The 24,829-nt window shown below is 45.6% G+C and carries 25 protein-coding genes, 5 tRNA genes, 1 riboswitch and 1 other annotated feature; of the genes, 3 read left to right on the top strand and 27 right to left on the bottom strand.

Annotation, left to right across the window (positions count from 1 at the left end; all coding sequences use genetic code 11):
- Positions 1-118: 118 nt before the first annotated feature.
- Entirely contained in the window at positions 119-556 is a 438-nt protein-coding gene (locus ABGU93_RS06140) for an ACT domain-containing protein (protein ID WP_347412599.1), read from the bottom strand.
- A gap of 11 nt (positions 557-567) precedes the next feature.
- Positions 568-1,866: a phenylacetate--CoA ligase gene (locus tag ABGU93_RS06135; protein WP_347412598.1), complete on the bottom strand. Its 1,299-nt coding sequence runs from the start codon at positions 1,864-1,866 to the stop codon at positions 568-570.
- A gap of 53 nt (positions 1,867-1,919) precedes the next feature.
- Positions 1,920-2,194: a binding site (T-box leader), on the bottom strand.
- Positions 2,195-2,399: 205 nt separating this feature from the next.
- On the opposite strand from ABGU93_RS06135, the gene ABGU93_RS06130 reads away from it, so the two are divergent.
- Positions 2,400-3,236 carry an ABC transporter ATP-binding protein gene (locus tag ABGU93_RS06130; protein ID WP_347412597.1) on the top strand — a complete coding sequence of 279 codons (837 nt, stop codon included), beginning with the start codon at positions 2,400-2,402 and terminating at the stop codon, positions 3,234-3,236.
- A complete protein-coding gene (locus tag ABGU93_RS06125) occupies positions 3,233-3,952 on the top strand; it encodes a hypothetical protein (RefSeq protein ID WP_347412596.1) in 720 nt (239 codons plus the stop codon). The genes ABGU93_RS06130 and ABGU93_RS06125 overlap by 4 nt, the downstream gene beginning before the upstream one ends.
- 101 nt (positions 3,953-4,053) lie before the next feature.
- Here the strand turns inward: ABGU93_RS06125 and cobT are convergent, their stop codons facing one another.
- From cobT to ABGU93_RS06110, 3 genes are all read right to left on the bottom strand, one after another.
- Positions 4,054-5,106 (bottom strand): nicotinate-nucleotide--dimethylbenzimidazole phosphoribosyltransferase, encoded by a 1,053-nt coding sequence (gene cobT, locus ABGU93_RS06120; protein ID WP_347412595.1) that lies wholly within the window; start codon positions 5,104-5,106, stop codon positions 4,054-4,056.
- A gap of 69 nt (positions 5,107-5,175) precedes the next feature.
- Positions 5,176-6,753, bottom strand: coding sequence for a HAMP domain-containing sensor histidine kinase (locus ABGU93_RS06115; protein WP_347412594.1), 1,578 nt, complete (start codon positions 6,751-6,753; stop codon positions 5,176-5,178).
- A 62-nt stretch (positions 6,754-6,815) separates the two neighbouring features.
- On the bottom strand, positions 6,816-7,487 hold the full coding sequence (locus ABGU93_RS06110) for a response regulator transcription factor (protein ID WP_347412593.1): 672 nt from the start codon (positions 7,485-7,487) through the stop codon (positions 6,816-6,818).
- A 222-nt stretch (positions 7,488-7,709) separates the two neighbouring features.
- Here ABGU93_RS06110 and ABGU93_RS06105 point away from each other — a divergent pair, with 222 nt between their 5' ends.
- Complete coding sequence (locus tag ABGU93_RS06105; RefSeq protein ID WP_347412592.1) at positions 7,710-8,018, top strand: hypothetical protein; 309 nt, start codon at positions 7,710-7,712, stop codon at positions 8,016-8,018.
- Positions 8,019-8,081: 63 nt separating this feature from the next.
- Here the strand turns inward: ABGU93_RS06105 and ABGU93_RS06100 are convergent, their stop codons facing one another.
- From ABGU93_RS06100 to ligA, 22 genes are all read right to left on the bottom strand, one after another.
- Positions 8,082-9,497, bottom strand: a complete 1,416-nt coding sequence (locus ABGU93_RS06100) for a sodium:alanine symporter family protein (protein WP_347412591.1) — start codon at positions 9,495-9,497, stop codon at positions 8,082-8,084.
- Between the two features lie 44 nt (positions 9,498-9,541).
- Positions 9,542-9,659: riboswitch (glycine riboswitch) on the bottom strand.
- A 296-nt stretch (positions 9,660-9,955) separates the two neighbouring features.
- Positions 9,956-10,768, bottom strand: coding sequence for a MetQ/NlpA family ABC transporter substrate-binding protein (locus tag ABGU93_RS06095; RefSeq protein ID WP_347412590.1), 813 nt, complete (start codon positions 10,766-10,768; stop codon positions 9,956-9,958).
- A gap of 114 nt (positions 10,769-10,882) precedes the next feature.
- Entirely contained in the window at positions 10,883-11,542 is a 660-nt protein-coding gene (locus tag ABGU93_RS06090; protein ID WP_347412589.1) for a methionine ABC transporter permease, read from the bottom strand.
- On the bottom strand, positions 11,532-12,563 hold the full coding sequence (locus ABGU93_RS06085) for an ATP-binding cassette domain-containing protein (RefSeq protein ID WP_347412606.1): 1,032 nt from the start codon (positions 12,561-12,563) through the stop codon (positions 11,532-11,534). Before ABGU93_RS06085 ends, ABGU93_RS06090 begins: the two co-directional genes overlap by 11 nt.
- Before the next feature lie 134 nt (positions 12,564-12,697).
- Positions 12,698-13,066 (bottom strand): YccF domain-containing protein, encoded by a 369-nt coding sequence (locus ABGU93_RS06080; RefSeq protein ID WP_347412588.1) that lies wholly within the window; start codon positions 13,064-13,066, stop codon positions 12,698-12,700.
- 84 nt (positions 13,067-13,150) lie between these two features.
- On the bottom strand, positions 13,151-13,693 hold the full coding sequence (gene msrA, locus ABGU93_RS06075) for a peptide-methionine (S)-S-oxide reductase MsrA (RefSeq protein WP_347412587.1): 543 nt from the start codon (positions 13,691-13,693) through the stop codon (positions 13,151-13,153).
- 1 nt (position 13,694) lies between these two features.
- Positions 13,695-14,435 (bottom strand): alpha/beta fold hydrolase, encoded by a 741-nt coding sequence (locus tag ABGU93_RS06070; protein WP_347412586.1) that lies wholly within the window; start codon positions 14,433-14,435, stop codon positions 13,695-13,697.
- A gap of 143 nt (positions 14,436-14,578) precedes the next feature.
- Positions 14,579-14,654: transfer RNA gene (locus tag ABGU93_RS06065), tRNA-Lys, on the bottom strand.
- Between the two features lie 167 nt (positions 14,655-14,821).
- Positions 14,822-14,898: transfer RNA gene (locus ABGU93_RS06060), tRNA-Gln, on the bottom strand.
- 25 nt (positions 14,899-14,923) lie between these two features.
- A tRNA-His gene (locus tag ABGU93_RS06055) sits at positions 14,924-15,000 on the bottom strand.
- A gap of 24 nt (positions 15,001-15,024) precedes the next feature.
- A tRNA-Arg gene (locus ABGU93_RS06050) sits at positions 15,025-15,101 on the bottom strand.
- Between the two features lie 19 nt (positions 15,102-15,120).
- A tRNA-Gly gene (locus ABGU93_RS06045) sits at positions 15,121-15,194 on the bottom strand.
- Between the two features lie 126 nt (positions 15,195-15,320).
- Positions 15,321-16,103: an ABC transporter permease gene (locus tag ABGU93_RS06040; protein WP_347412585.1), complete on the bottom strand. Its 783-nt coding sequence runs from the start codon at positions 16,101-16,103 to the stop codon at positions 15,321-15,323.
- 8 nt (positions 16,104-16,111) lie between these two features.
- Complete coding sequence (locus ABGU93_RS06035) at positions 16,112-17,017, bottom strand: ABC transporter ATP-binding protein (RefSeq protein WP_347412584.1); 906 nt, start codon at positions 17,015-17,017, stop codon at positions 16,112-16,114.
- An 83-nt stretch (positions 17,018-17,100) separates the two neighbouring features.
- The gene (locus ABGU93_RS06030) at positions 17,101-17,412 is read right to left on the bottom strand and encodes a metalloregulator ArsR/SmtB family transcription factor (protein WP_347412583.1); all 312 of its coding nucleotides are present in this window, start codon (positions 17,410-17,412) and stop codon (positions 17,101-17,103) included.
- A gap of 46 nt (positions 17,413-17,458) precedes the next feature.
- Positions 17,459-17,956, bottom strand: coding sequence for a metallophosphoesterase (locus ABGU93_RS06025; RefSeq protein ID WP_347412582.1), 498 nt, complete (start codon positions 17,954-17,956; stop codon positions 17,459-17,461).
- Between the two features lie 54 nt (positions 17,957-18,010).
- Complete coding sequence (gene rdgB, locus ABGU93_RS06020; protein WP_347412581.1) at positions 18,011-18,610, bottom strand: RdgB/HAM1 family non-canonical purine NTP pyrophosphatase; 600 nt, start codon at positions 18,608-18,610, stop codon at positions 18,011-18,013.
- A gap of 13 nt (positions 18,611-18,623) precedes the next feature.
- A complete protein-coding gene (gene rph, locus ABGU93_RS06015) occupies positions 18,624-19,388 on the bottom strand; it encodes a ribonuclease PH (protein ID WP_347412580.1) in 765 nt (254 codons plus the stop codon).
- 84 nt (positions 19,389-19,472) lie between these two features.
- Positions 19,473-20,909, bottom strand: coding sequence for an Asp-tRNA(Asn)/Glu-tRNA(Gln) amidotransferase subunit GatB (gatB, locus tag ABGU93_RS06010; protein WP_347412579.1), 1,437 nt, complete (start codon positions 20,907-20,909; stop codon positions 19,473-19,475).
- A 3-nt stretch (positions 20,910-20,912) separates the two neighbouring features.
- Entirely contained in the window at positions 20,913-22,385 is a 1,473-nt protein-coding gene (gatA, locus tag ABGU93_RS06005; protein WP_347412578.1) for an Asp-tRNA(Asn)/Glu-tRNA(Gln) amidotransferase subunit GatA, read from the bottom strand.
- Between the two features lie 9 nt (positions 22,386-22,394).
- Positions 22,395-22,682 (bottom strand): Asp-tRNA(Asn)/Glu-tRNA(Gln) amidotransferase subunit GatC, encoded by a 288-nt coding sequence (gatC, locus tag ABGU93_RS06000; protein ID WP_347412577.1) that lies wholly within the window; start codon positions 22,680-22,682, stop codon positions 22,395-22,397.
- A gap of 142 nt (positions 22,683-22,824) precedes the next feature.
- Positions 22,825-24,816, bottom strand: coding sequence for an NAD-dependent DNA ligase LigA (ligA, locus tag ABGU93_RS05995; protein WP_347412576.1), 1,992 nt, complete (start codon positions 24,814-24,816; stop codon positions 22,825-22,827).
- Positions 24,817-24,829: the final 13 nt, after the last annotated feature.

The following is a 24,829-nucleotide window of genomic DNA, read 5'->3' as shown; positions in this document are numbered from 1 at the left end:
TTCCTGTATAAATCATTTTATTAGTTACATTTAATTCATACCTTTGATCTTACGAAAAGTTTTGCGGAATGTCAATAGGAAATTTACGAATATTTCTAATTTACCCTAAGAAGTTAAATTATTTCAGCAACAGGGTTTCGCGATCCAATAGATTTATTTCAGTTACTTTTTCCAGGGTTTCAATGGCCTTCTGCTGAACCTCGTCATCAACCCGAATGATAATGATGGCATTGTCCGTTTTTTTCGGCAAAAAGGAATAGGCGTAGACAATATTTATTTTTGCCTGGGTCAGCGCGTCTACCAAAGTGCTTAATCCGCCGGGATCATCGGAAATCTCTGCTGCCAAAACCGGTGTCACCGTGGTAATGATATCATTTTTCTTAAGAACCTCAATCCCTTTTTCAGTTTCCTGCAAAATTAGTCGCACGATTCCAAAATCGGTGGCATCAGCAATATTCAGGGAGCGAATATTGATCTTATTGTCGGCCAGAATTTTCAAGATATGATTCAGTCGGCCTTCATGGTTTTCGATGAATATGGAAACTTGTCGTATCATTTTTTCTTCTCCTAAATTTTTCTTAAATCGACAACCCGTTGGCTTTTTCCTTCACTTCGGGGCAGGCTTTTGGGTTCCACCAGGGCCACCTTGGCATTGACGCCAATGGTTGATTGGATCCGATCTCTGATCCGTTTTTCCAGGTTCTCCAGATTGCTGATCCGATCCGAGAATAAGGCTTCACTGAGTTCAACCTTTATTTCCAGGGTATCCAGCGAGCCGTCTCGTCTGACCACCAATTGATAATGGGGTTCCACTTCGCCGATTTCCAGCAGCACGCTTTCAATCTGGGTCGGGAAGACGTTAACACCACGGATAATCAGCATATCATCGGTTCGTCCCTGGAGTCGACTGATCCGCAAATGGGTTCGGCCGCAGGCACAGGGTTCCGGTTTGATAGTGGTAATATCCCGGGTCCGGTAACGCAGAATCGGAATTCCCTCCTTGGTGATGGTGGTGATCACTAGTTCACCCTGTTCACCATATGGCAGCACCTTTAAGGTCACCGGATCAATAATTTCCGGAATGAAGTGATCTTCCCAAACATGAAGACCATCCTGACATTCACACTCAATGGCAACGCCTGGTCCCATGATTTCGGATAAACCATAAATGTCATAGGCTTTGATTTTCAGTTTTTTCTCAATATCTTTGCGGATATTTTCTGACCAGGGTTCGGCTCCAAAAATACCAGCCCGAATCTTCAAGCTGGCCGGATCAATGCCGGATTCAGCCAACACCTCTGATAAATAAATAGCATAGGATGGGGTACATGTCAACACCGTTGAGCCAAAATCTTGCATTATCATAATCTGCTTGGCCGTATTCCCCCCGGAGATAGGAATGATCGAGGCGCCCAGTCTTTCGGCCCCATAGTGTACTCCCAAGCCGCCGGTAAACAACCCATAACCATAGGCATTTTGGATCACCGAGTGCGGACCAGCGCCGGCTGCCACCAGACAGCGGGCCATCAGCTCCGACCACATCGAAATATCATTTCGGGTATAACCAACAACCGTCGGTTTACCAGTGGTTCCGGATGATGCATGGATTCGGACGATCTGTTCCAGAGGCACCGTGAAAAGACCATAGGGATAATTATCCCGCAAATCAACCTTGGTGGTAAAGGGCAGCTTCTGAAGGTCTTCCAGTGATTTAACATCCTCTGGCATCAGACCTTTTTCCTGAAATTTATTGCGGTAGAAGGGCACATCGTGATAAATTCGATTGACCATTCGCTTTAATCGTTCCAATTGCAGTTCCTGCAATTTTTCTCTTGGCATGCATTCGTAGCTCTTATTCCAGTACATTTTTTCCTCCAAAATTTTCTTTCTGATTCTAAATAAAAAGACCCGTCCTTATCGAAAAGGACGAGTCTGACTCGCGGTACCACCTAATTTGATTATTAACTAATCCACCTTTATAGAACACGATTCATAAGCATCCTGTTCTTACTTTTGCTAACGGTGAGCGACACCGGATTTGCCTAGTAAACCGGTAAATAAACTAATTTATTCACACTTGTTCAGCCAATCAGCTCCTGAGGGAACTTCACTCACGTCATCGTCATTGGTTTCCAGCCTTACCAACTCTCTGTCGACTCCAACGAAAATTACTTTCCTCATTCACAGCTTTTAATTATTTCAATTATTATATTACTAACCGCAAAATAATGTCAAGATTTTTTTAGACCAGCCTGCTCAAAGACCTCATTTTCAACCAAAATCACCTGCCTGACAACTTATGAATTTGCTGTTTGAAAATAGATTTGATAGGATTAGCGTAATCCGTTATAATTATTTCATTACTTTAATCTTACCCCCTAATTGATAAGGAGGTTCTTATGGACCGGGTTCTTATTTCACTGAACACCATTTCCAAATATTTTGGCAGAAAACTAATCCTAAAAGATATTGATCTTGAGATCACCCCCCAAAGTGCCATTGCCTTACTGGGCCCTAACGGCAGCGGTAAAAGCACCCTGCTGAAAATCATCGCTGGTCTGGCAAAAACTTCTTCTGGCTCTATCAACTATGCGCCGCAACTTAAAATTGCTTATATCCCCGAAAATTTCCCCAAAATTGATCTGACCCCCGCAGAATTTATTATATCTCTGGGTTTGATTGGCGGTCTGACACCGGAACAAGTCAGCACCAGCATGACCGACTTGTTCCAGACCTTTCAGATGGACGAGATGCGCGATGTTCCAATCAAGCATCTTTCCAAAGGCACGATTCAGAAGGTTGCGGTTATCCAGGCTTTGCTTACTACCCCAGATGTCTTACTGCTAGATGAACCGTTATCCGGTCAGGACATCCAATCCCAACAATTGTTTATCCAAATGGTTCAAAAACTGCAGCAACAAGGCGTGGCGACAGTTATGTCCTGCCACGAGCGTTTTCTCGTCAATCAACTGGCTCACACCGCCTACGAAATATCAGACCATCAGTTAATACCCCTCAATTTATCTGGCTTAAAGCAAGTTAAATATGATGTGATGATTTTTGAAGCGCCGGCCGAAACAACGCTTGATTCAGAGCTGGATAGTTTAATTGTGCAAGCCGAATGGGATCATAATCGTTTAAAGCTGATTGTCCCAAGCGATCACAGCGATGTGGTTTTAAAGGAACTGTTAAAACATCAGTTTAAACTGCGGGCCATGGAAGGAATGGAGCAATGAAAAATTTGTTAATTTATCACTTTAAAACCTATCTCAAATCTTATAAATTACTGCTGCCCTTTTTAATCTACCTGATCTATTTATTTGCCGCTTATGGGATCATGCCTTTTTCAATTGTTTCCAGCTTTTCTGAATCGGCCGGCGTTCTTTTCTTTATCATGGCCTATGTTGGATTCAGCTACGCTGAACTTGAAAACCCGGTTACTGAACAGCTGATTTTGCTCCGGATCAATAATGACACCCTTTATTACCTGAGTCGACTGACCGTACTGCTGATCATTGGCTTTGTCATGAGCCTCCTTGGCCTCCTGTATCCGCTGATTTTAAACAGCGTCAACAATAATCACTTATTCACCCGCAGTTTACAGTTAGCAGATGTGACCATCGGGTTTTTCCTGCATTGTTTAATGGCCTTTTTAGGCGCCATGACCGGTTCGTTTTTTCATCCCCGGATTATCAAAAATCGAAAACTGGCCGTGTTGCTGCTGTTCTTTGTCACCGTCATGGGCATATCAAAGGGCGCCCTGGCCAACTATATCCCGCAAACCCGCTTTGTTTCCTGGATTTTTCCGCCTGTTTTTGATATCCTCATCTCATTTACAAAGCTGGATTATTTTGCTATCCCGGCTATGGTATTACCGGTTACGCTGGCCATCGTTTATGGTTTAGTTTTAATGATTGGTCAAATTCAATTGTTAAAACGCTCAAAATTCTAGACCCTTTCCATCACAATCCTTGACGTTATCCAAGTCGATCCTAAAAAAAACCCATCAAAAGATTTCGCTTTTGATGGGCTTTAATACTACAAATTTAATTCTTAGACAACACCCAGGCCAACATCGCCATAGGTTGCCATTTCGCGATTCATGTACAGGGCGGCTTCGACAATATTAAAGGCAATGGCCGCGCCGCTGCCTTCACCCAAACGCATGCCCATATTCAGGAATGGTTTGGCGCCAATAAATTCCGAAGCATAGGCGGCCCCCTTTTCAGCCGAAGCATGGGAACAGATCAGATAACCTTTGACCTCCGGATTGATCCCGATCGCAATGGCAGCAGCCGCTGTCGAGATAAAGCCATCAATCAACACGGGAATGTGATTGGCGGCTCCGGCCAGCATCGCTCCAGCCATGGCGCCGATTTCAAATCCACCGACCTTTGCCAGAACATCCACCGCATCGCTTTTATCGGGCTGATTAAGGGCAATGGCGTCCCGGATTACCTGGGCTTTGACAACCTGTTTATCTTCCGACAGGTTGGCACCAGCACCCGTCAGTTCTGCTGCATCAACACCGCTAAGAGCCGAAATGATGGCCGCACTGGCGGTTGTATTTGAGATCCCTACTTCTCCAGTACCTAAAATATTGTAACCGTTATTAATCGCCCGTTGAGCCACATCGATGCCAACTTCCAGCGATTGAACCGCTTCTTCCCGGGTCATTGCCGGACCTTTTCGCATATTCGATGTTGCTTTTCTGATTTTTTTATCTAAAATTTTCGATTTGGGTTCCAAATCAGCATTCATGCCCACATCGCAAACAAAAATATCCGCTCCGGCTTGTTTACTTAAAGCAGCAACCCCGCTTTTTCCGGTCACAACCATCTGCGCCATCAAACCAGTAACTTCCTGGGGTGCTGCAGCAACGCCTTCTTCAAACACGCCATGGTCGGCGGCAAAAACCAGCATCGCTTTTTTGCTGACATCCGGATACATTTCACCGGTAATGCCAGCCAATTGTACGGCGATCTCTTCCAGCGTTCCCAGACTGCCCACTGGTTTGAGCAGAAAATCTACCCGTTCCTTGGCGGTTTTCATCATTTCTTCATTTAGTGGTTGGATTTTTGCTAATGTTTCATTAAATAAACTCATTCTTATCTCCTGTCAATTCGACTGTTTTTTCTCATTATAACATATCTGCGGAGTTTGAAAATTCAAAATTTAAAGTTTTTCTAGCGGCAGTCGCACTTCAAACCAGACGCCGTTTTCCCGGTTATCCACAGCCACCTTGCCGCCATGGCAGATTATGATGCCTTTGACGATAGCCAGACCCAAACCAGTGCCTTTTTTATCCGACTGAGCCTTATAAAAGTATTCCCAGATCTGATTGATCTCATTTTCCGGGATCGACTTACCCACATTATAAACAGAAACAATCCACTCTTTTTCCCGGATTTCACAGCCAACCTGAATAATCCCATCCGCCGGGCTAACATGTTTGATGGCATTATTTAAGAGATTGTAAAAAACCTGTTCCATCCGTTTGCGATCGATCGTCAATTTTCTTTCCGGTTCACAGTGATTATCAAAGACAATATTTTTTTCGGGATAGGTATTCACAAACCGCTCAACCACCGAAGCGATGACCTCAACCCCGGAAACAGTTTCTTTTTTGAGCTGATAGGCTCCGGATTCGATTTGCGCCAGATCCAGCAGATCGCTGGCGATGCCGCTGATTTTATCGGCTTCCTTCTGGATCGTCACAAAGTATTCCCGTTCTTCCTCGCGATTCTCAAGGATTCCGTCTTCCAGGGCTTCGGCGTAGCTTTTGATCACCGCCAAAGGGGTTTGGATTTCATGGGATACCTGGGCGGTAAAACGCTGCCGCATTTTTTCAAAGGTTCGTTCCTTATCCAATTCTTCCTGAAGCTTCAAAATCGCCCCTTCCAGTTCATCCGAAATATGATTCAGGGTCTCCCCCAACTGACCGATCTCATCCTTTCTTCCGCCCTGATATTTTTGGGTAAAATTCAAATTTCCCATTTCCCGGGAAAGACGATTTAAAGAAATAATCGGCCTGGAAATGCCCCGGGAAAAAAAATAGGCAAAAAGCAACGAACAGGTAAAAACAATCATTAAGAAAATCAGCAGAAAATTTTCCACAATCTCAACGACCTCGTGCACTGAATAAAGCGGAATTCGACCGATGATCTGGGCGCCATCAACAGCGACGACCTTATGGGTCAGCCATTCGACCTGATGATCGTCATTCCCCAAGACAATCACAAAGCTTTCATCCGCCTGATGTTCTTTCACCTGATTCTCAATACTGTTTTGTTGACCAGCACCAGAACCGTGTTCTGTCCCACTGCCGGATCCACTGCCTGATCCACTGCCGGATCCACTGCCCGATCCTGACCCGTTACCGGTACCGCTGCCAGTGCCAGCACCGGCTTCATTCCCTTCACCACTGTGTTCACTGCCTGCTGCCAGACGCTTCTTTTCAACGATGGTCAGTCCCGAACCATCTGTTTGATCCACTCCATCCAACGCTTGACTTGCAGCCATTATTACACTGGTATCAGTTTCCTTAGAAATTTCTTCTGAGCTAGTTTGTTGCTTGATAATCTGAATAACGATCCCTTCTTCTTCGGCGACATCAATATACGCCTGCAGTTCCGAATTTAATCCACCCTGATTATAGAGGACTGCGGCCTGATTCGTTTTATCAATTAAGACTGCCGTTCTTTTCTCGGTATAATACACTTCAAAATAGGAACCAAGCACATAATAAGTCATTAGACACAGCACCAGAAAGAAAGCCCCCAAATAGAGCATTAATCTAGAAAATATCGAAGATCTCATTCTTTAAACTTGTATCCCAGCCCTCTGACGGTTTGGATACATTCTCCTTTTTCGTTCATTTTTTTACGCAGCCGTTTGATGGTGGTGTCAACCACCCGAATATCGCCTTCATAATCATAGCCCCAGACCCGATCCAGGATCTGTTCCCGGGACAAGACCAGCTTATGATGATTGATAAAATAAATCAGCACCTCAAATTCCTTCTGGGTCAGGTTAATAATTTCGTCATCGATGGTTATTTCCCGTTCTTCCGCATTCAAATGCATCCCGCAGACATCAAGCTTGTTGTCTGCAGTGACGACGCCGCTTCGTTTTAATAAGGCTTTGATGCGAACCATCAATTCCCGGGGACTAAAAGGCTTGGTCACATAATCATCCGCTCCGACTTCAAAGCCCTGAATCTTATCATCTTCTTCCCGGCGGGCCGTCAGCATGATCACCGGCACATTGTCGGTTTGCCTGATTTCAGCCAACACCTCAAAGCCATCCATCTTCGGCATGGTGACGTCAAGAATAATGCAATCCGGTTTTTTTTCAGCCCATAAATCCAGAGCCGCTTCCCCATCGGCGGCACCGAAACCTTCATAACCTTCTTTATGCAAATATTTCAAGACGATTTCCCGCAATTTATCTTCATCTTCCGCCACCAGAATACGAATACCCTTCATTGTCATGCGCCTCCCTTTTCTTCTTATTTATAAGAGTTTATCACATTACTAAGACAAGATTGTGTCAATATTAACTGTTCGGCCCAGGCTAATTTCGCTTTCATTTTATCATATGATTTTCATCACTGTCTTTTATTTTTAATTTTTGACACAGGAATGACATATAACCGTCATATAATACAGACATCAACCAAACACAATAAAAAAACGGAGGAATTTAAAATGAAAGCAAAATTAATTTTAGTAACATCATTAGCATTGATGCTGGCAACCGCCGGAAGCGCCATGGCTGCTTCAACCAATGGAGTCGGCAATGGAACTGGTGCCTGTAACGGCCTGACTGAACAACAACGGATCGAACGCCAGGCCAGCCATGATACCAATGGCGACGGTGTCTGTGACACCCCTGGTGCTGGTGGAGCTGGCGCCGGTGCATTTGTTGACGCCGATGGCGACGGAGTATGTGATGTTGGTGGCGGAACTCAACCTCAGGATGGATCCGGCATGCGTCATGGCGGCAGAACCCGCTAATAAGCATCTATAAATTTTAAAGACCCAATGAAATTTTACTTTCATTGGGTCTTTTTTATTTGCTTATTCTACTTCTTTATTCTTAAGCTTGGTAACGTAGGTTCGGGTTTCGGCAACAACCACCCCACTTAAAGCGATTAAGGCAATAAGGTTAGGTAATGCCATTAAACCATTAAAAATATCAGCGATGGTCCAAACGGCTGAAACAGTCATAAATGGTCCAATAAAAACGGCCAGAATATATAAATATCGATAGGTTAGAACGGCCTTTATATTCCCATTTGACAGGTACTCCAGACAGCGTTCCCCGTAATAATTCCAGCCCAAGATGGTGGTAAAGGCAAAGAATACCAGACAGGTCATCAATAGAAAAGAGCTGACTTCCGGGGCAAATGGCAAGCCTGCCTGAAAAGCATTGGTGGTGACTGCTACCCCTTCCAGACCTATATTCCAGGAGCCTGTTAAGACGATGGCCAGTCCGGTCATCGTACAAACCACAATGGTATCTAAAAAGGTTCCCGTCATTGAAACCAGGCCCTGACGTACCGGTTCATTAGTTTGTGCCGCGGCTGCAGCAATTGGCGCGCTCCCAAGACCAGCCTCATTGGAAAAGATTCCCCGGGCAATCCCTTTTTGCATGGCAATCAGCACTGCCCCCAAGGCACCGCCGGCGACAGCCCGCAGACCAAAGGCACTGGCGACAATTTCAGTAATGGCGGCCGGTATCAATCCGGCATTGGTAATTAAAATAATAACACAGCAGATCACATAAATAACCATCATAAAGGGAACAATAATCTGAGAAACATTAGCGATCCGTTTCAGACCCCCAATAACAACCAATCCCACAAAAATGGTAACAATTGTTCCGGTAATAACCACACTCCAGGAATAATCCATTCCCAAAAGATTGACCGTCCATTGGTTATTGGGATCAAAAAAATTATTGGCCGCACTGGCAATCCCGTTGACCTGGGTAAAGGTTCCTATTCCCAACAGACCAACCCCAGCACCAAAAAAGGCAAATATTTTTGCCAGCCAGCGCCATTTTATGCCCATACCATTTTCGATATAGTAAAAAGGTCCGCCCAATACATGTCCGTCCGGTTCAATCACCCGGTATTTAATGGCCAGAACCCCTTCTGCAAATTTGGTCGCCATACCGAATAGGGCGGCAATCCACATCCAAAACAAAGCTCCCGGTCCTCCGGCGACAATCGCAGTGGCAACACCTACAATATTCCCCGTTCCGACGGTTGCTGAAAGGGCCGTACACAGGGCTCCAAAACTGGATACCTCGCCTTTGCCGCCTTCTTCATTCTTCACCATATACTTCAGCGCTTTTGGTAAATAGCGGATCTGAAGTCCGTGCAATCGGATGGTCAGGAAAATCCCCACCACCAGGATCAGCACAATCAATGGCACACCCCATACGAGGTCGTCAAACCATACTAAAAATTCATTAAATTGTTGAAACATTTTGTTCCTCCTTCTCTAAATTGTGAAGAGGGAGAACAACTCCAATGGGTTGCTCTGTCCTTTTGCCTGAGAGATAGCCTGAAATGCTCAGTCGTTGCCGGACCGATATTTTCAGGGGTACACCTTCGGCGCTCATCTTTGAGACTCTCCAGAGTGCTGTGATTTTACGACAGCGTTAAAATAATATCACAATTCATTTGACGGACGCAACATTATTTTGAAAATCAACCCAATCCTGATTTCCAGACAAAAAAAGAAACGCCTCGATTCGAGACGTTTGAGGTAGTCGATAAACTACCGTACCGACCAATTGTTAATCTGTTGTTCGCCGCGGAATCGGACAGGCTCTGCCGTGTCCGCTCCGATGCGTACAACATGATGTAACAATTGTCGGTACTGGGTTATCTTTTCGACAGTCTAAAACACCTTGATTTGAGACGTTTCCCGGACCTTTTGACTTAGGACATCGGTACCACGGCACCCTGATAATTGCTTTCGATAAAGCTGATGACCTTTTCGCTTTGCAGTGCTTTCATCAGCGCCAGGGTTTTTTCGCTAGTTTCTTCGCCGGCACGGACTGCGACAATGTTGGCATAGGTCTGTGCTGCCAGTGAATCTTTTTCTTCTTTGGCAATGGCATCGGTGCCAGCATTCAGCCCGGCTTCAATGGCATAATTACCATTAATGACAGCCAAATCTACATCAGGAAGTGATCGGGCCAGCTGGGCTGCTTCCAGTTCTTTAAAGACGATATTTTTAGGATTTTCGATAACATCTTTTGGTGTTGCTTCCAAACCGACATTGGGATCAACTTTGATCAAGCCAATAGTCTGTAGCAGCAACAGCGCCCGGGCTTCATTGGTGGTATCGTTGGGAATGGCAATGGTCGCGCCACTGGCAATCGCATCCAGGGTTTTTATTTTCCCCGGGTATAAACCCAATGGTTCATAGTGAACGGCGCCGGCACTAACCAGCTTGGTGTTGTTTTTGACATTAAAGTCTTCCAGGTAAGGAAGATGCTGGAAAAAGTTGGCATCCAACTCTTTGTTTTCCAGGGTTAAATTCGGTTGGACATAATCGGTGAATTCTTTAACTTCAAGGGTGTAACCCTCTTCTTTTAATACTTCTCCCGCGACTGCTAAAATCTCTCCATGAGGCGTTGGGCTGGCTCCAACAACGATGGTTTTGTCATCTGTGCCTTTAGCTGCACAGCCTGTGAATAGGGCCAAACCGAGAACGCTGATCAATAATACTGAACCTAATTTCTTCATGATCTTCTCCTTTTCATTTCTTTCATATAATTCCTAGTTGAATAATATGTAATATAACACGGACATCGTCCGCTGTCAACCCCCATCGTCGACTGATCGCAACATCCCGCTACTTTATTTTCGGCGATCCTGTTTCTGGGCGATTTTCATTCCCACTTCCTGGAATAGCTGCACAATTAAAACCAGCAGTACCACAGTAATGACCATCATGCCGGTTTCATAACGATAGTAGCCAAAACGGATGGCGATATCTCCCAAACCGCCGCCACCAACAATCCCCGCCATGGCTGAGTAGCCTAAGATAGTGGTTGTGGCAATAGCCGCACCAATAATCAGCGACGGTTTTGCCTCGGGAATCATCACCTTGGTCACCACCTGCATCGGGCTGGCCCCCATCGACAGCGATGCTTCGATAATGCCATAATCCACCTCTTTGATGGAAGATTCCACCAACCGGGCAATAAATGGTGCCGCTGCAATAACCAGCGGTACGATCGTGGCCGTGGATCCGATGGTAGTTCCGGTGATCAGCCGGGTCAGCGGGATTACCGCAATCAGCAAGATCAAAAATGGGATCGAGCGGGTAATATTGACCACAATATTAAGCACCTGGTTGAGTAACCGCATCGGTACAATCCCCTCGGCATCGCTGGTGACCAGCAAGACCCCCATGGGTAATCCGATCAGATAAGCCAGCAGTGTTGATGCTAATGTCATATAAAGGGTTTCAAAGGTCCCTTGAACAATCAATGCTGTCATTGAACTATCCCACATGACTGCCCACCTCCTCAACTGTTATTTGGTGAGAGCGCAGATAGTTAATGGCCCGGGCCGCACTCAGCTCGTCCTCAGGCAATTGAATCACCATTTGCCCGAAAGCGAAACCATCAATATTTTTCATGTCGGCATGGAGGATATTGACCAGGCATTTTGTTTCCAGAATCATTTTTGCCATTACCGAATCACTGGACGATTTTTCATCAAAAACAATCCGATAGGTGTTTTTGCCCATCACCACCGGACCTTGATCACCTTCAGAAAAGATCATTTTTTTGGCAATCTCGGTTTTCGGGTTTCGGAAGATGTCCTCAACTTCGCCATCTTCGGCAATCCGGCTTTTATCGATGATCGCTACATGGCTGCAGATCTGTTCGACCACACTCATTTCATGAGTGATGATCACAATGGTAATGCCCAATTTATGATTGATTTCTTTTAACAGTTTAAGAATGGAATTGGTTGTGGACGGATCAAGGGCTGATGTGGCCTCGTCACACAGCAGAATCTTGGGATTATTGGCCAACGCTCGGGCAATCGCAATCCGTTGTTTTTGTCCCCCGGACAATTGCGAGGGATAGGCCTTCGCCTTATCTGGCAAGCCCACCAATTCCAAAAGTTCAGCGGTTCGCTTTTTGGCCGTTTCTTTATCCACCCCGGCAATTTCAAGGGGAAAGAGAATATTTTTCTCGGCGGTTCGCTGCATCAGCAAATTAAATTGCTGAAAAATCATACCTACCGAGTAACGCACCGTTCGCAGTTCTTTTTCAGTTATTTTAGATATATCTTGTCCATCAATGAAGACACTGCCGCTGGTGGGCTTTTCAAGCAGATTGATACAGCGAACCAGGGTGCTTTTGCCAGCTCCGCTCATACCAATAATGCCATAAATATCACCCTGGTTGATGCTTAGATTAATACCATCTAAAGCTTTTACTTCGCCACTTTTGGGCCGAAAAGTTTTCCCCAGATCTTTTATTTCAATGATGGGTTTTTGGGACGTCTTTTTCGTTTCGATGTTCCTTACCCTCCTACAATCAACAAATTTATATAAACAAAATCATATTAAAAACAGTGGGTTTATTATACACCCACCGTTTATTATAGTATCGATTTCATTTTCTTGTCAAGCTTAATAGCTTTTTCCCTTACTTAAATATCGGTAATTTGTGCGCCAAAGGGAAACAATGCCAGCTTGGCAAATTTAAACCATTGTAGTCCAAAAGGGATTCCAATCAGAGTAATGCAATAGATAATCCCTAGAATAGCGGATCCTGCTGCCAGACCCCAGCCGAAAATCAGGATCCATAAAATATTTAAGATCACCGAACCGGTTCCCATTTGTGAATAATCAACCGTTTTTCCAAATGGCCAAAAGACCAACTGGGCCATTTTAAAAGCCTGTAACCCCAGCGGTATACCAATAATGGTAATACAACAGAGAATGCCAGCGATCAACCAGGCGATCGCCATAATCAGGCCCCCCAAAATAATCCAGATAATGTTACCAATGATGCTCATGCTTTTTCCTCTTTTCAATATCTCTTTATTTGCTGCTTGTGAAAGTATCCCGGGTTTTGCAAGCAACTTGCCATTACCCACTTCTTATTTTACAGACGGGTCCCGGGCTTCCGCAGCCTTTTTAAATTCACGACTGCCGATGTGGCAATACCCACCGGGATTTTTGATCAGATAGTCCTGATGATAGGCTTCGGCGGAGCTGTAATTTTCCAGCGGCAATACTTCGATGGCCAGTGGCACCCCATATTCCAGTCTCAATTCATGGACTGACTTTAAGATCACTTCCTCATCGGCAGGATCCGAATAATAAATGCCGGTGCGGTATTGGGTCCCGACATCATTCCCCTGACGATTCACCGCCACGGGATCGATGACTTCAAAATACATACTTAACAGAAATGGCAGGCTGATCACCTGATTGTCATAAATCACCTTAACCACCTCGGCATGCCCTGTATTTCGATGACAGACGTCCTCATAGCTGGGGTTTTGGGTTTTTCCATTGGCATAACCCACCTCAGTTTTCAGAACCCCTCTGATGGCCTGAAAGTACATTTCCGTTCCCCAGAAACAGCCACCAGCCAGAATTATTTCTTTAATGTTCTTTTTTTTATTATCATTTACCATCTCAGTTTCCTCTCCAGATTTCCATAATTTTTGCCACCGTCACGGCTTGCTGTTCGACCGACGAAATGGCAGCTATCCCATCGCCGACCTGTGCTCCATAATTACCAAAGCCACTGTGATTGCCACCAGCTATTTCGTGATAACTGGCATTGACCGGCATCTTATTCCGACCTTCAGCAAAGCCCTGTTGGTCGATAATCTGATCTTCGCTGCCATAGAGACTCAGGACCGGATGGCTGCTCTGGGCCAGTGATTGATTGGGATAAGCCCCCAACAAAGCTAACCCATCCACCTGATCTTCATGTCCGGCCAGATAATCCGCAGCCATGGCGCCGCCCAACGAGTGCCCAACCATGATCCACTGCTCTATTTCCGGCATCGTTTCCAACACCTTATCTGCGCCATTGACATTAAACACTGCCAGATTAAAGGGCATCCCCACGACCACCGCCGCATAGCCTTGTTCTGCCAACGAACGCATCAACGGAGCATAGGCAATATCTTCCACCTTGCCGCCGGGATAAAAGATAAAACCCGTTTCATCCTGGCCTGCGGTCGGCGTAAAAATGGTCAGATTTCCCGCTACCCTGACAGTCACCTGATCGTCAGAGATCAGAGCCTCATGAGCCGTTTGATCAGCATGGTAATAATCACCCAGATAGGTCAGTATTCCGATAATGAACGCTACCAATACCAATCCTATTATTTTGATTATGCGCGTTAATATTTGGCCTTTTTTCACAACTGCTCCTTTTTCTATCGACATGACTCTTCGATATCGATTTGCTCTGATTATACCCCAACCTGTTATAAAACAACAATTAAGTCATTTTAACATTTTTCAAAAAATAAAAAAACCGCAATTTCTGCGGTTATGATTTCAAATGGTGACCCATGGGCGACTTGAACGCCCGACACCCTGATTAAAAGTCAGATGCTCTACCAACTGAGCTAATGGGTCAGATAAAATATTAAATTATTGTTTGTCTTCATAGGTTTGTATGATCCATTTGTTTGCCAGACTAAGTGATTCACACCAAATCAAAGATTTGGGTTCTCTACTTTGCAACTGAGCTAATGGGTCATGTGCATTGTTTAGTTTTTTCTGTCGTCTCTGCCTGGTAAAAGTGGCAGGGGTAGCAGGACTCGAACCTACGAAATGCCAGAATCAAAATCTGGTGCCTTACCAACTTGGCTATACCCCTATAACAATAATAATGATATAGAAAATGGGGTGGATAATGGGACTCGAACCCACAACTTCCGGAATCACAATCCGACGCTCTAACCGATTGAACTATACCCACCACGATATAATGTTTTAAATAAAATGGTGCGCCTGAGAGGATTCGAACCTCTGGCACACGGCTTAGAAGGCCGTTGCTCTATCCTACTGAGCTACAGGCGCTCAATTCTTTTCGCAAAAATGGAGCGGGTGAAGGGAATCGGACCCTCGCGACTGGCTTGGAAGGCCAGGGCTCTACCACTGAGCTACACCCGCATTGCCTCTCTTAGAGACAAGTGTTAGTATACTTGAAATAGAAAGAGTTGTCAACTCTTTTTTGTTTTTTCTTTGTTTCTCCATTTTAACGAACCTTCAAATCTGGTCATTAATAATAACCGCAGCTTAGACCGTTTTGATTCCCACGCCTTTTTTGAAGATGTACGCGGCGATTAAAAATGAGCCAATAACCAGTGCCATTGTCAATAGCACATGAATGACAATATTGCCCTCACATACCCCGATATAGGCGTAACGGGACACATTAACCAGCGGATAGATGGGGTTGATATATTTGATGGCTGATAACATGCCCGGCAACTTGGAAATCTCAAAAAATACCCCGCCCAGATAGGTAAGTGGGGTGATGACGATCGCCAGCGCAAAATTCATCTTCTCAAAATTATCCAGCACCAGGCCGGCAATCAAGCCCAGAGATGCAAACACAAAGGATGTCGCGGTTAATGCCAGTACGAAAAAGATGGGGTATTCGACTTCATAACCGACAAAGAAAATTGTTGCCGCATAAGTCAGGATACCGACTAGAACCCCGCGGAACATCCCACCAAAAATAAAGGCCAGAATTTTTTCGGTAATGGATATGGGGTAACTGTTCAAATCCTGAATAGTATTCTGAAATTTCTGTGAGATGATCGAAAAGGACGGATTTTGAAAGGCGGCAAAAATCGCTCCCATTGTTGCTAAGCCCGGCACCAGAAAATTAAGATAACTGATCCCTTCAATCCCAACCGATCTGGTTTGCAACATCCCCCCAAAGATTAACATATATAAAATATTCGAAATCAACGGTGCCAGAACGGTCTGAACTGGCACCTTCATAAACCGATGGATCTCCTTATTAAAGAGGGTTAAAAATCCAACTCTGTTATAAAATATCCTGTTTTTCATGCGCCCTCCTAATGTTTAATGATATTTAAATAAATATCTTCCAATTTTGGTCTTTCCACTACCAGATTAGTGAATTCCATGTTTTTCTCTGAAAGTTGTCTAAAGACTTTGGATAAGTCCTTTTTTGAGGCCTTCAGCTGCAGCCTGGTTTTATCTGCGATATGCGGGTGATACTCGCTTAAAAAATCAAAATCTGCCAGATTAAGCTCCTCATCAAAGTGAACTTCAATGACAGATTCCCGAGAAAATGCATCCATCAGCTCTTCTTTGGGTTCATCGGCAATAATCTTACCACCGTCAATGATCACGATCCGCTTACACAGTTTCTCCGCTTCTTCAATATAGTGAGTGGTCAGAATGATGGTGGTTCCTGATTTGTGCAGTTTAACCAGAAAGTCATATAAGGTGTGACGCATTTCGATATCGACACCGGCGGTGGGCTCATCCAGAATCAGGATTTTAGGTTTATGAACCAAAGCCTTGGCAATTAAAAACCGCCTTCTCATCCCCCCGGATAGGTCCCTGATTCGGGCACTTCTTTTTTCGGTTAAGTACAGTGCGTCAAGAAGTTCATCAATATATTCCTTATTATTCTTGATTCCAAAATAACCCGATTGTTTTTTTAGAGCTTCATCTACCGTAAAGACAAAATCATAGCCGGTATCCTGAGGGACGATGCCAATTATTTTTTTTGTTTCCAACTCCTTTTTATCAATATCATAGCCTCCGATATTGACAGTACCGCTTGTCTTTTTGACATTACCTGCCAAGATATTAATCAAGGTACTTTTCCCGGCACCATTTTGTCCCAGCAAGGCGGTAAACTCACCTTCTTGAATATTTAAACTGACATTTTTTAACGCTTCTTTCTTGCCTTTTTGATAGGTCATTGACACATCGTTAATTTTAAGCATAAATTGCTTCCTTTCAACTTTCATTTAGTCGCATTTTAGTTTTATTGTTTCATAATTATCGAACTTCAAGCGAGCAGACTAAGCTATTTTAGAAAATCCCTGATCGCCTGAACCGCTTCCATGTTAATCTTACAAACTGAACTTTGCCCGATTCGGGTACAATTAATCAAACCGGCATTTTCAAGCTCTTTAAAATGGTGCGAGATGGTAGACTTTGATAAATCGAGACAATCGCAGGTTTTGGTAAAGCACTTTTCCACCCCCTCCTCCAGACACAGGCAGTCCACTGTTCCTTCAGAAGTTGTCCGATTCCATTCATAAAGCATTTTAAAAATATTCAACCGTTGTTCACTTGAAAGAGCCTTGAAAATCTTTACTAAATCAATATTATTCATAGTTCAATACTAATCGAACAATGAAACTTTGTCAAGCATAATTGTTTTATAATTCCCGGTGATCGTTCCAGAGTGGAATGATTTTTGCCTCAATTTCCCCGTTCTCAATAATAATCAGACCGTAGCTTTCGGGATCACCCATTCTCGGTGCCCCCACCGAACCGGGATTCATAATCAGCACACGACCATCGTCTTCAATATAAGCGTGGTGGGTATGGCCATAGAGGATTACTTGGGCATTTTTTTCCAACCCGGCATAGTAAATGCGGTGCAGATCATTTTTGACCCCGTACTTATGGCCATGGCAGGCAAAAAATTTAACCCCACCCAAGGTGGTTTCCAGCGAGATGCTACCATCTTCAGCAAAAGAATCCAAATTTCCCTTCAGGATGTGGACGGGGATATTTGTGATTGTTCGTAGATAGAGGGCATCTTCCACATAATCTCCTAGATGGATGATGACATCCACCTGTCCAATTTCCTCAACCGCCTGTTTCACCGCTTTCAGATTGCCATGACTGTCACTCATTACGCCAATTTTCATTTTTACCCCATCCTCTTCTTTCCGCTAACCAAAAATCCCGATTATCCCGTTTTGTTAAAGCGCCTGATTCAGCATTTCCCGGGCCTTTTCAACGGCTGCCGCCCGATGACTGAGGCGGTTTTTTTCTGCTTTGGTCATATCGCCGTAACAGCGGCCCGACGCTTCGTGGATAAACAGCGGGTCATAGCCGAATCCGCCGGAGCCGCAATAATCAAAGGCAATTTTCCCCCGGACCAGACCTTCGCAGGTCAACTCCCGGCCATCCGGTAAAATCATCGCGATCGCCGTAATAAAAGCCGCACCCCGATTTTCTGCCGGCACAGCTGCCATTTCCTGCAGGAGTTTTTTATTATTGTCAGAATAACTGACATTGTCACCGGCGTAACGGGCTGAATAGATTCCCGGCGCCCCATTAAGACAATCCACCGATAAGCCGGAGTCATCCCCCATAATAATCAGATCTTTTCCCTGAACATAGGGTTGTAACGCCCGGACCTTAATCAGCGCATTCGCTTCATAGGTCAGACCGTCTTCAATGATGTCAATGTCAATCCCAAAATCCTTCATCGTCTGGACTTCGAAATCCTCGCCCAGCATCGCCTTCAGTTCGGTGGCCTTATCCTGATTTGCGGTGGCTAAAAGTATTGTTCTCATTATAACTTACCCGTTAATCCTGTAATGTATCTTTTTGGAAGGCAATGATTTTTTTGATGCTTGCTTCTCCCAGTTCCAGCATCTTTTGAAGTTCTTCCTTTTTAAAGGGACGTTCTTCACCGGTTCCCTGAATTTCGATGATTTCGCCGCTTTCAGTCATGACCATATTCATATCAACCTCGGCGTTCGAATCTTCTTCATAGCACAGGTCAACAATGGCTTCGCCCTGATAAATCCCGACACTGGTGGCGGCGACAAAATTGGTGATTGGCATGGCTTTGATTTTTCCCGCTTCGATCAGCGCTGACAAGGCGTCATGAAGGGCCAGAAATGAACCGGTAATCGCCGCGGTCCGGGTTCCGCCGTCGGCCTGAATCACATCGCAGTCAATCCAGATGGTTCGTTCCCCCAGCATGGTCTGATCGATGACAGACCGCAAACTTCTCCCGATTAAGCGTTGGATTTCCATCGTTCGGCCATCGATTTTGCCGCGGTTACGATCGCGACTTTTGCGGGTGTTGGTGGACCCCGGTATCATTTCATACTCGGCAGTGACCCAGCCCTTTTTCTGGCCTTTTAAAAATGGCGGTACCTTTTCTTCCACCATGGCGGTGCAAATGACTTTGGTATCGCCCACTTCGATGAGCACGGATCCCTGGGCATTTTTAATAAAGTGACGGGTGACCTTTATTGGTCTTAGTTCGTGGACTTCCCGGCCATCAATCCGTTGATTGTTGGTATCAATAGTTATTTCTTTTATTACTTCAATGTTTTCCATGTTTTTCCTTTATTATTCTATTATTTTTTAAGGGATTACTACAAGTCTTGCAGTAATCCCTTAGCTAGTCGAATTATTGTTGTTTTATGCTAAATGTTTGGCTACGACAGCTCGAATAAGCTCGTTGGCGACCTGGGCATTAGCTTTTCCCTTGGTGGCCTTCATCACCTGTCCGGTTAAAAAGCCATAGGCTTTTTCATTGCCGGCGCCAATATCTTCAACCGATTTGGGATTATCCGAAACGATTTTTTCAATGATGGCTTCCAGTTCCCCGGTGTCACTCATTTGTGCCAGACCCTTTTCCTTGACGATGTCGCCCGGGTTTTTGCTGGTACTGAACATTTCTTTTAAGACTTCTTTACCGGTGTTGCCACTGATTTCATTGTTTTTGACCAGTTTCAGCAATTCCACCAATTGCGCCGGCGTAATGGAAATGTTTTCCATACTCAGTTCGTTTTCTTTTAACAGCGGCGGAATTTCAACCATCATCCAGTTAGAAATCTGCTTGGGTTCGTTATACAGAGCGACGGCTTCTTCAAAGAATCGGGCCGTAACACCGGTGGTGGTCAACACCCCGGCATCGTATTCCGGTAATTTATATTCATCAATATAGCGCTTCTTTTTAGCTTCCGGCAATTCCGGCAGTTCGCTTTTGATTTTTTCGATAGTGGCCGGTTCCAGCACAATCGGGACCAGATCCGGTTCCGGGAAATAACGGTAATCGTGGGCTTCTTCCTTGCTTCGCAGCGAAGAAGATGTGCCCTTGGAGTCATCCCATTTCCGGGTTTCCTGAATAATCGTATGGCCCTTTTTAATCTCAATGATCTGTCGTTTACTTTCGTATTGAACCGCCCGGATCAGTGCCCGGAAAGAATTAAGGTTTTTCATTTCGGTTCGGGTTCCCAGTACTTCGGATCCCTTTTCCCGAATCGACAGATTCACGTCAAAACGCATCGAGCCCTGTTCCATTTTACAGTCAGAGACGCCGGTGTATTCCAGAATGTTTCTGACCTTTTCAGCAAAAGCGCGGGCTTCCTCGGCACTGCGCAGATCCGGCTCGGTGACGATCTCAATCAGCGGCACGCCACAACGATTAACGTCCAGAAGGGTTCCGTCGGCCGATTCATGAAGCAGCTTGCCGGCATCTTCTTCAATATGGATGCGGGTAATACCGATATCTTTTTTAACGCCGTCGACTTCAATGCCAACCACGCCACCGGTACAGATGGGTAAATCAAACTGGGAGGTTTGATAGGCTTTTGGCAAATCTGGATAGAAATAGTTTTTTCGGTCCATTTTGCTAAAGTGGGCAATTTCGCAATTAAGCGCCAAGCCAGCCCGAGTCGCGTATTCAACCACTTTTTCATTTAATACCGGCAAAACCCCCGGCATTCCCAGACACACCGGGCAGGTATGGGTGTTCTCATCCTGGCCAAACTCGGTCGGACACGAACAGAATATCTTTGTTTTAGTACCTAACTCAATATGGATTTCCATCCCAATGACAATTTCATATTCCATGATTTAGACCTCCGTTCCCAATGGTGCTTTTAAATTCGTCAGGCCTGATTCATGCTCAAAGGCCCAGGCGGCTTTTAACAGGGTCTCTTCACTTAAGATCGGTCCCAGCAGCTGCATTCCAATCGGCATCCCATTGTTGTCCAGGCCGCAGGGAATTGAAACGCCGGGAATCCCAGCAATGTTAACCGGTACGGTATAAATATCGGTCAGATACATTTCCAGCGGATTGCTGGTTTTTTCGCCGATCCCAAAAGCTGTGGTCGGCGCGGTTGGGGTCAACAGCACATCGCAACCACCAAAGACCTGATCAAAGTCAGCTTTGATGATGGTTCGCACCTGCATGGCTTTTTTGTAATAGGCGTCATAATAACCAGAACTGAGGGCATAGGTACCCAGCATGATCCGGCGCTTTACCTCGTCACCAAAGCCCTGGCTTCTGGTTTTCTTGTAAAGATCAACCAGATCGCTGTATTCTTCCGCTCTGAAACCATAACGGATGCCGTCGTAACGGGCCAGGTTGGAGCTGGCTTCAGCGGACGAAATCATATAATAGGCGGACAGGGCATAGTCCAGATGCTGGAAGGATACGTCAACAATTTCGGCCCCCAGGGTTTTATAGATGGCGATGGCATCTTCCAGACTTTTGCGGACTTCCGGTTGGAGGCCTTCGCCGAAAAATTCTTTGGCCACGCCAATTTTTAACCCCTTAACCCCTTGTTTGAGGTTTTGGGTATAATCGATTTTTTCCAGATTGAGAGAGGTGGAATCCTTGGCATCATGGCCAACAATGGCATTTAACACCAGGGCACAATCTTCAACGTCCTTGGTGAACGGTCCGATCTGATCCAGTGAGGAGGCAAAGGCCACCAGACCATAGCGGGAGACCAGACCATAGGTTGGTTTCATCCCCACCACTCCACAGAAAGAGGCGGGCTGACGGATCGATCCGCCGGTGTCTGATCCCAAAGTATAAAAGGCCGTATCGGCAGCCACGGCAACGGCTGATCCACCACTGGAGCCACCGGGTACCTTGTTTAAATCCCAGGGATTGCGGGTCTTCTTATAGGCTGAATTTTCGGTGGAGGAACCCATGGCAAACTCATCCATATTGGTTTTTCCCAACAAAATGCCGCCATCATCGCTAAGTCGGTCGTACACCTCGGCATTATAAGGGGGATTGAAGTTATACAGCATTTTTGACGCACAGGTGGTCAAGATCCCCTTGGTGCACATGTTATCTTTGAGTCCGTAAGGAATTCCTTCCAGTGGCGTTCTTTGGGTTCGTCCGGACAGCTCATTGTCCAGTCCCTGAGCTGCTTCCAATGCTGCTTCGGTCTGGAGACTGAGATAGGCATCGGTGGCTTTTTCAACTGCGTTAATGCGGTTAACCACCGCTTGGGTCACCTCCGTAACTGTGACTTCTTTTTTATCCAGAAGGTCATTTATTTCATGTATGGTTTTTTGATATAATTCCATTATTGCCTCCTATTCCATAACCCGGGGAACCTTAAAGCACCCGGCTTCGCTTTCCGGCGCATTGGCCAAAGCTTCTTCATTAGTCAGACAGGGCTTGATTTCGTCCTTCCGAAAGACATTCTGAACTGCCAGCACATGTTCGGTGGCTTTGATTTTAGATGTGTCCAATCCGCTGAGGGTTTCCGCATAATCCAGTACGGCCCCCAGTTGGTCAGCCAGAGCGATCACTTCATCCTCAGAAAATTCCAAACGGGCAAGATTGGCCACGTAGGTGACATCTTCTCGTGTTAAACTCATATTCGTTATCCTTTCTTTGCTATTGACTTTCGCGGTTATTCTTCTAATCATTTCTTTAAGCACTTCTTCAAAAATAAATACTGCGCTGATTTTGTATGTTAACAGCCGGAGCTGTCAGTCCGATTCTAAAAATCACCCTTCATTATAGATCAAACCCACCACCCGTGACAAGGGTTAAAAACGCATTTTCATCAATTATTGCAATTCCCAACGACTGGGCTTTTTCATATTTGGACCCGGATTTTTCACCAGATAGAAGAAAATCGGTTTTTTTACTGACGCTGCCAGCTACCTTACCACCATTGGCTTCAATCAATGCTTTCGCTTCCCGGCGGTCAAGCGTGGGTAGAGTGCCGGTGAGCACAAAGGTCTTTCCGGCCAGGGTCTGTGACACTAAGCGGGTTTCCTGAATCATATTTAGCCCCGCGGCCTCCAGTTCTCTGATAATTTCAATATTGGTGGGGGTCTGGAAAAAATCGACAATCTCAGTGGCCATTTTTTCGCCAATTTCAAAAATCGCTTTGAGTTCCTCCACTTGGGCCTGGATCAGATTGTCCATGTTTTGATAATGCTCCGCCAGAATTTTTGCCCCCCGGGCACCCACCAGTGGAATTCCCAAACCAAAAATCAACCGGGATAATTCCCGTGTTTTTGAGGCTTCAATCCCGGCCAAAAGATTGTCCACCGATTTTTCCCCCAGCTTTTCAAGGGTGACCAACTGTTCTCTTTTTTGATCTAAATGATAGATATCCACCGGGTTTATCACCAGTTTATCGGCCATCAGCAGCCGCAGCACTCCCGGTCCCAACCCTTCGATGTTCATCGCATCCCGAGACGTAAAGTGCACCAGTTTGCGAAATACCTGGGCCGGGCAGGCCATATTCAAGCATTTGGTCACGGCTTCCCCGTCAATCCGAAAGGTCGGTTCATCACAAACCGGACAGCGTTTTGGCATTTGAAAAACAACCTCGTTTCCCGATCGCTTTTCAAACACCACATGATCCACCTCCGGAATGACATCACCAGCCTTCTGGATCACCACCTGGTCGCCGATGCGGATATCTTTATCGCGAATATTGTCTTCATTATGGAGGGTTGCCCGAGAGATCACCGACCCCGCCAGTGATACCGGCACAAGTTCGGCCACCGGGGTTAAGGCGCCGGTTCGTCCGACCTGAACGGTAATGGCAGCCACGGTGGTAATGGCCTGGTCCGGGGCAAATTTATAGGCCATCGCCCAGCGAGGGCTTTTTGAGGTATTCCCCAACTGCGCCCGAAAGGATAATTCATCCACTTTAATCACCAGACCGTCAATTTCAAAGGGCAGGTTTCGTCTTTCCGCTTCCATCAGGCTGCAGTATTCAATGATCGCTTCGATATCAGAAAAGGTTTTGACCGCGCTGGTTTTAAAACCAAGGGTTCTCAAATAGTCCAAAGTTTCCTGATGGGTTTTAGGCTCAAAGCCTTCTACCGCTTCCAGATTAAAGACAAAAATATCCAATGGCCGGGAAGCCGTTAGCCTGGGGTCCAATTGTCGCAAGGATCCGGCCGCTGCATTTCTGGGGTTGGCAAAAGGGCTTTCCTCGTCGGCCAGACGCCGCTGATTCAGTTTTTCGAAATCGGCTTTACCCATAAACACTTCGCCCCGAACTTCCAGGGTTACCGGTTCTGAAAGACGCAGTGGGATGGTTCGGATAGTTTTAAGGTTAGTGGTAACATTTTCCCCCACTTCCCCATCACCCCGGGTGGCGCCCTGAACGAACAGACCATTTTCGTAGTTAAGCACCACCGTTAACCCGTCAAATTTGTATTCCACCACATAGCTTGCCTCGGGACAGGTTTGCCGCACCCGGCGGTCAAAATCCCGGAGATCCCCGTCATTAAAAGCATTGCTGAGGCTCAGCTTGGGGCGGCTGTAGACCACCTTGTCAAAACCCTCTGAAGGACTGCCGCCAACCCGCTGGGTTGGGGAATCCGGGGTAATCCATTCCGGGTTTTCAGTTTCCAGCGCAATCAGTTCCTGCATTAGCTGATCATAGTCATAGTCTGAAACCAGGGGGGCGTCATCAATATAATAGGCCCGGTTGTGGGCTTCAATTTCTTTCTTTAACGCTTCAATTCGGGTCTCACTCATACTCGTTTCCAAT

This window comes from Acetobacterium sp., assembly GCF_039830195.1.
In the GTDB taxonomy this organism is placed as follows: Bacteria; Bacillota; Clostridia; order Eubacteriales; family Eubacteriaceae; genus Acetobacterium.
Note: the sequence above shows the minus strand (reverse complement) of the source record. Positions and strands in the feature narration are given on the sequence as shown.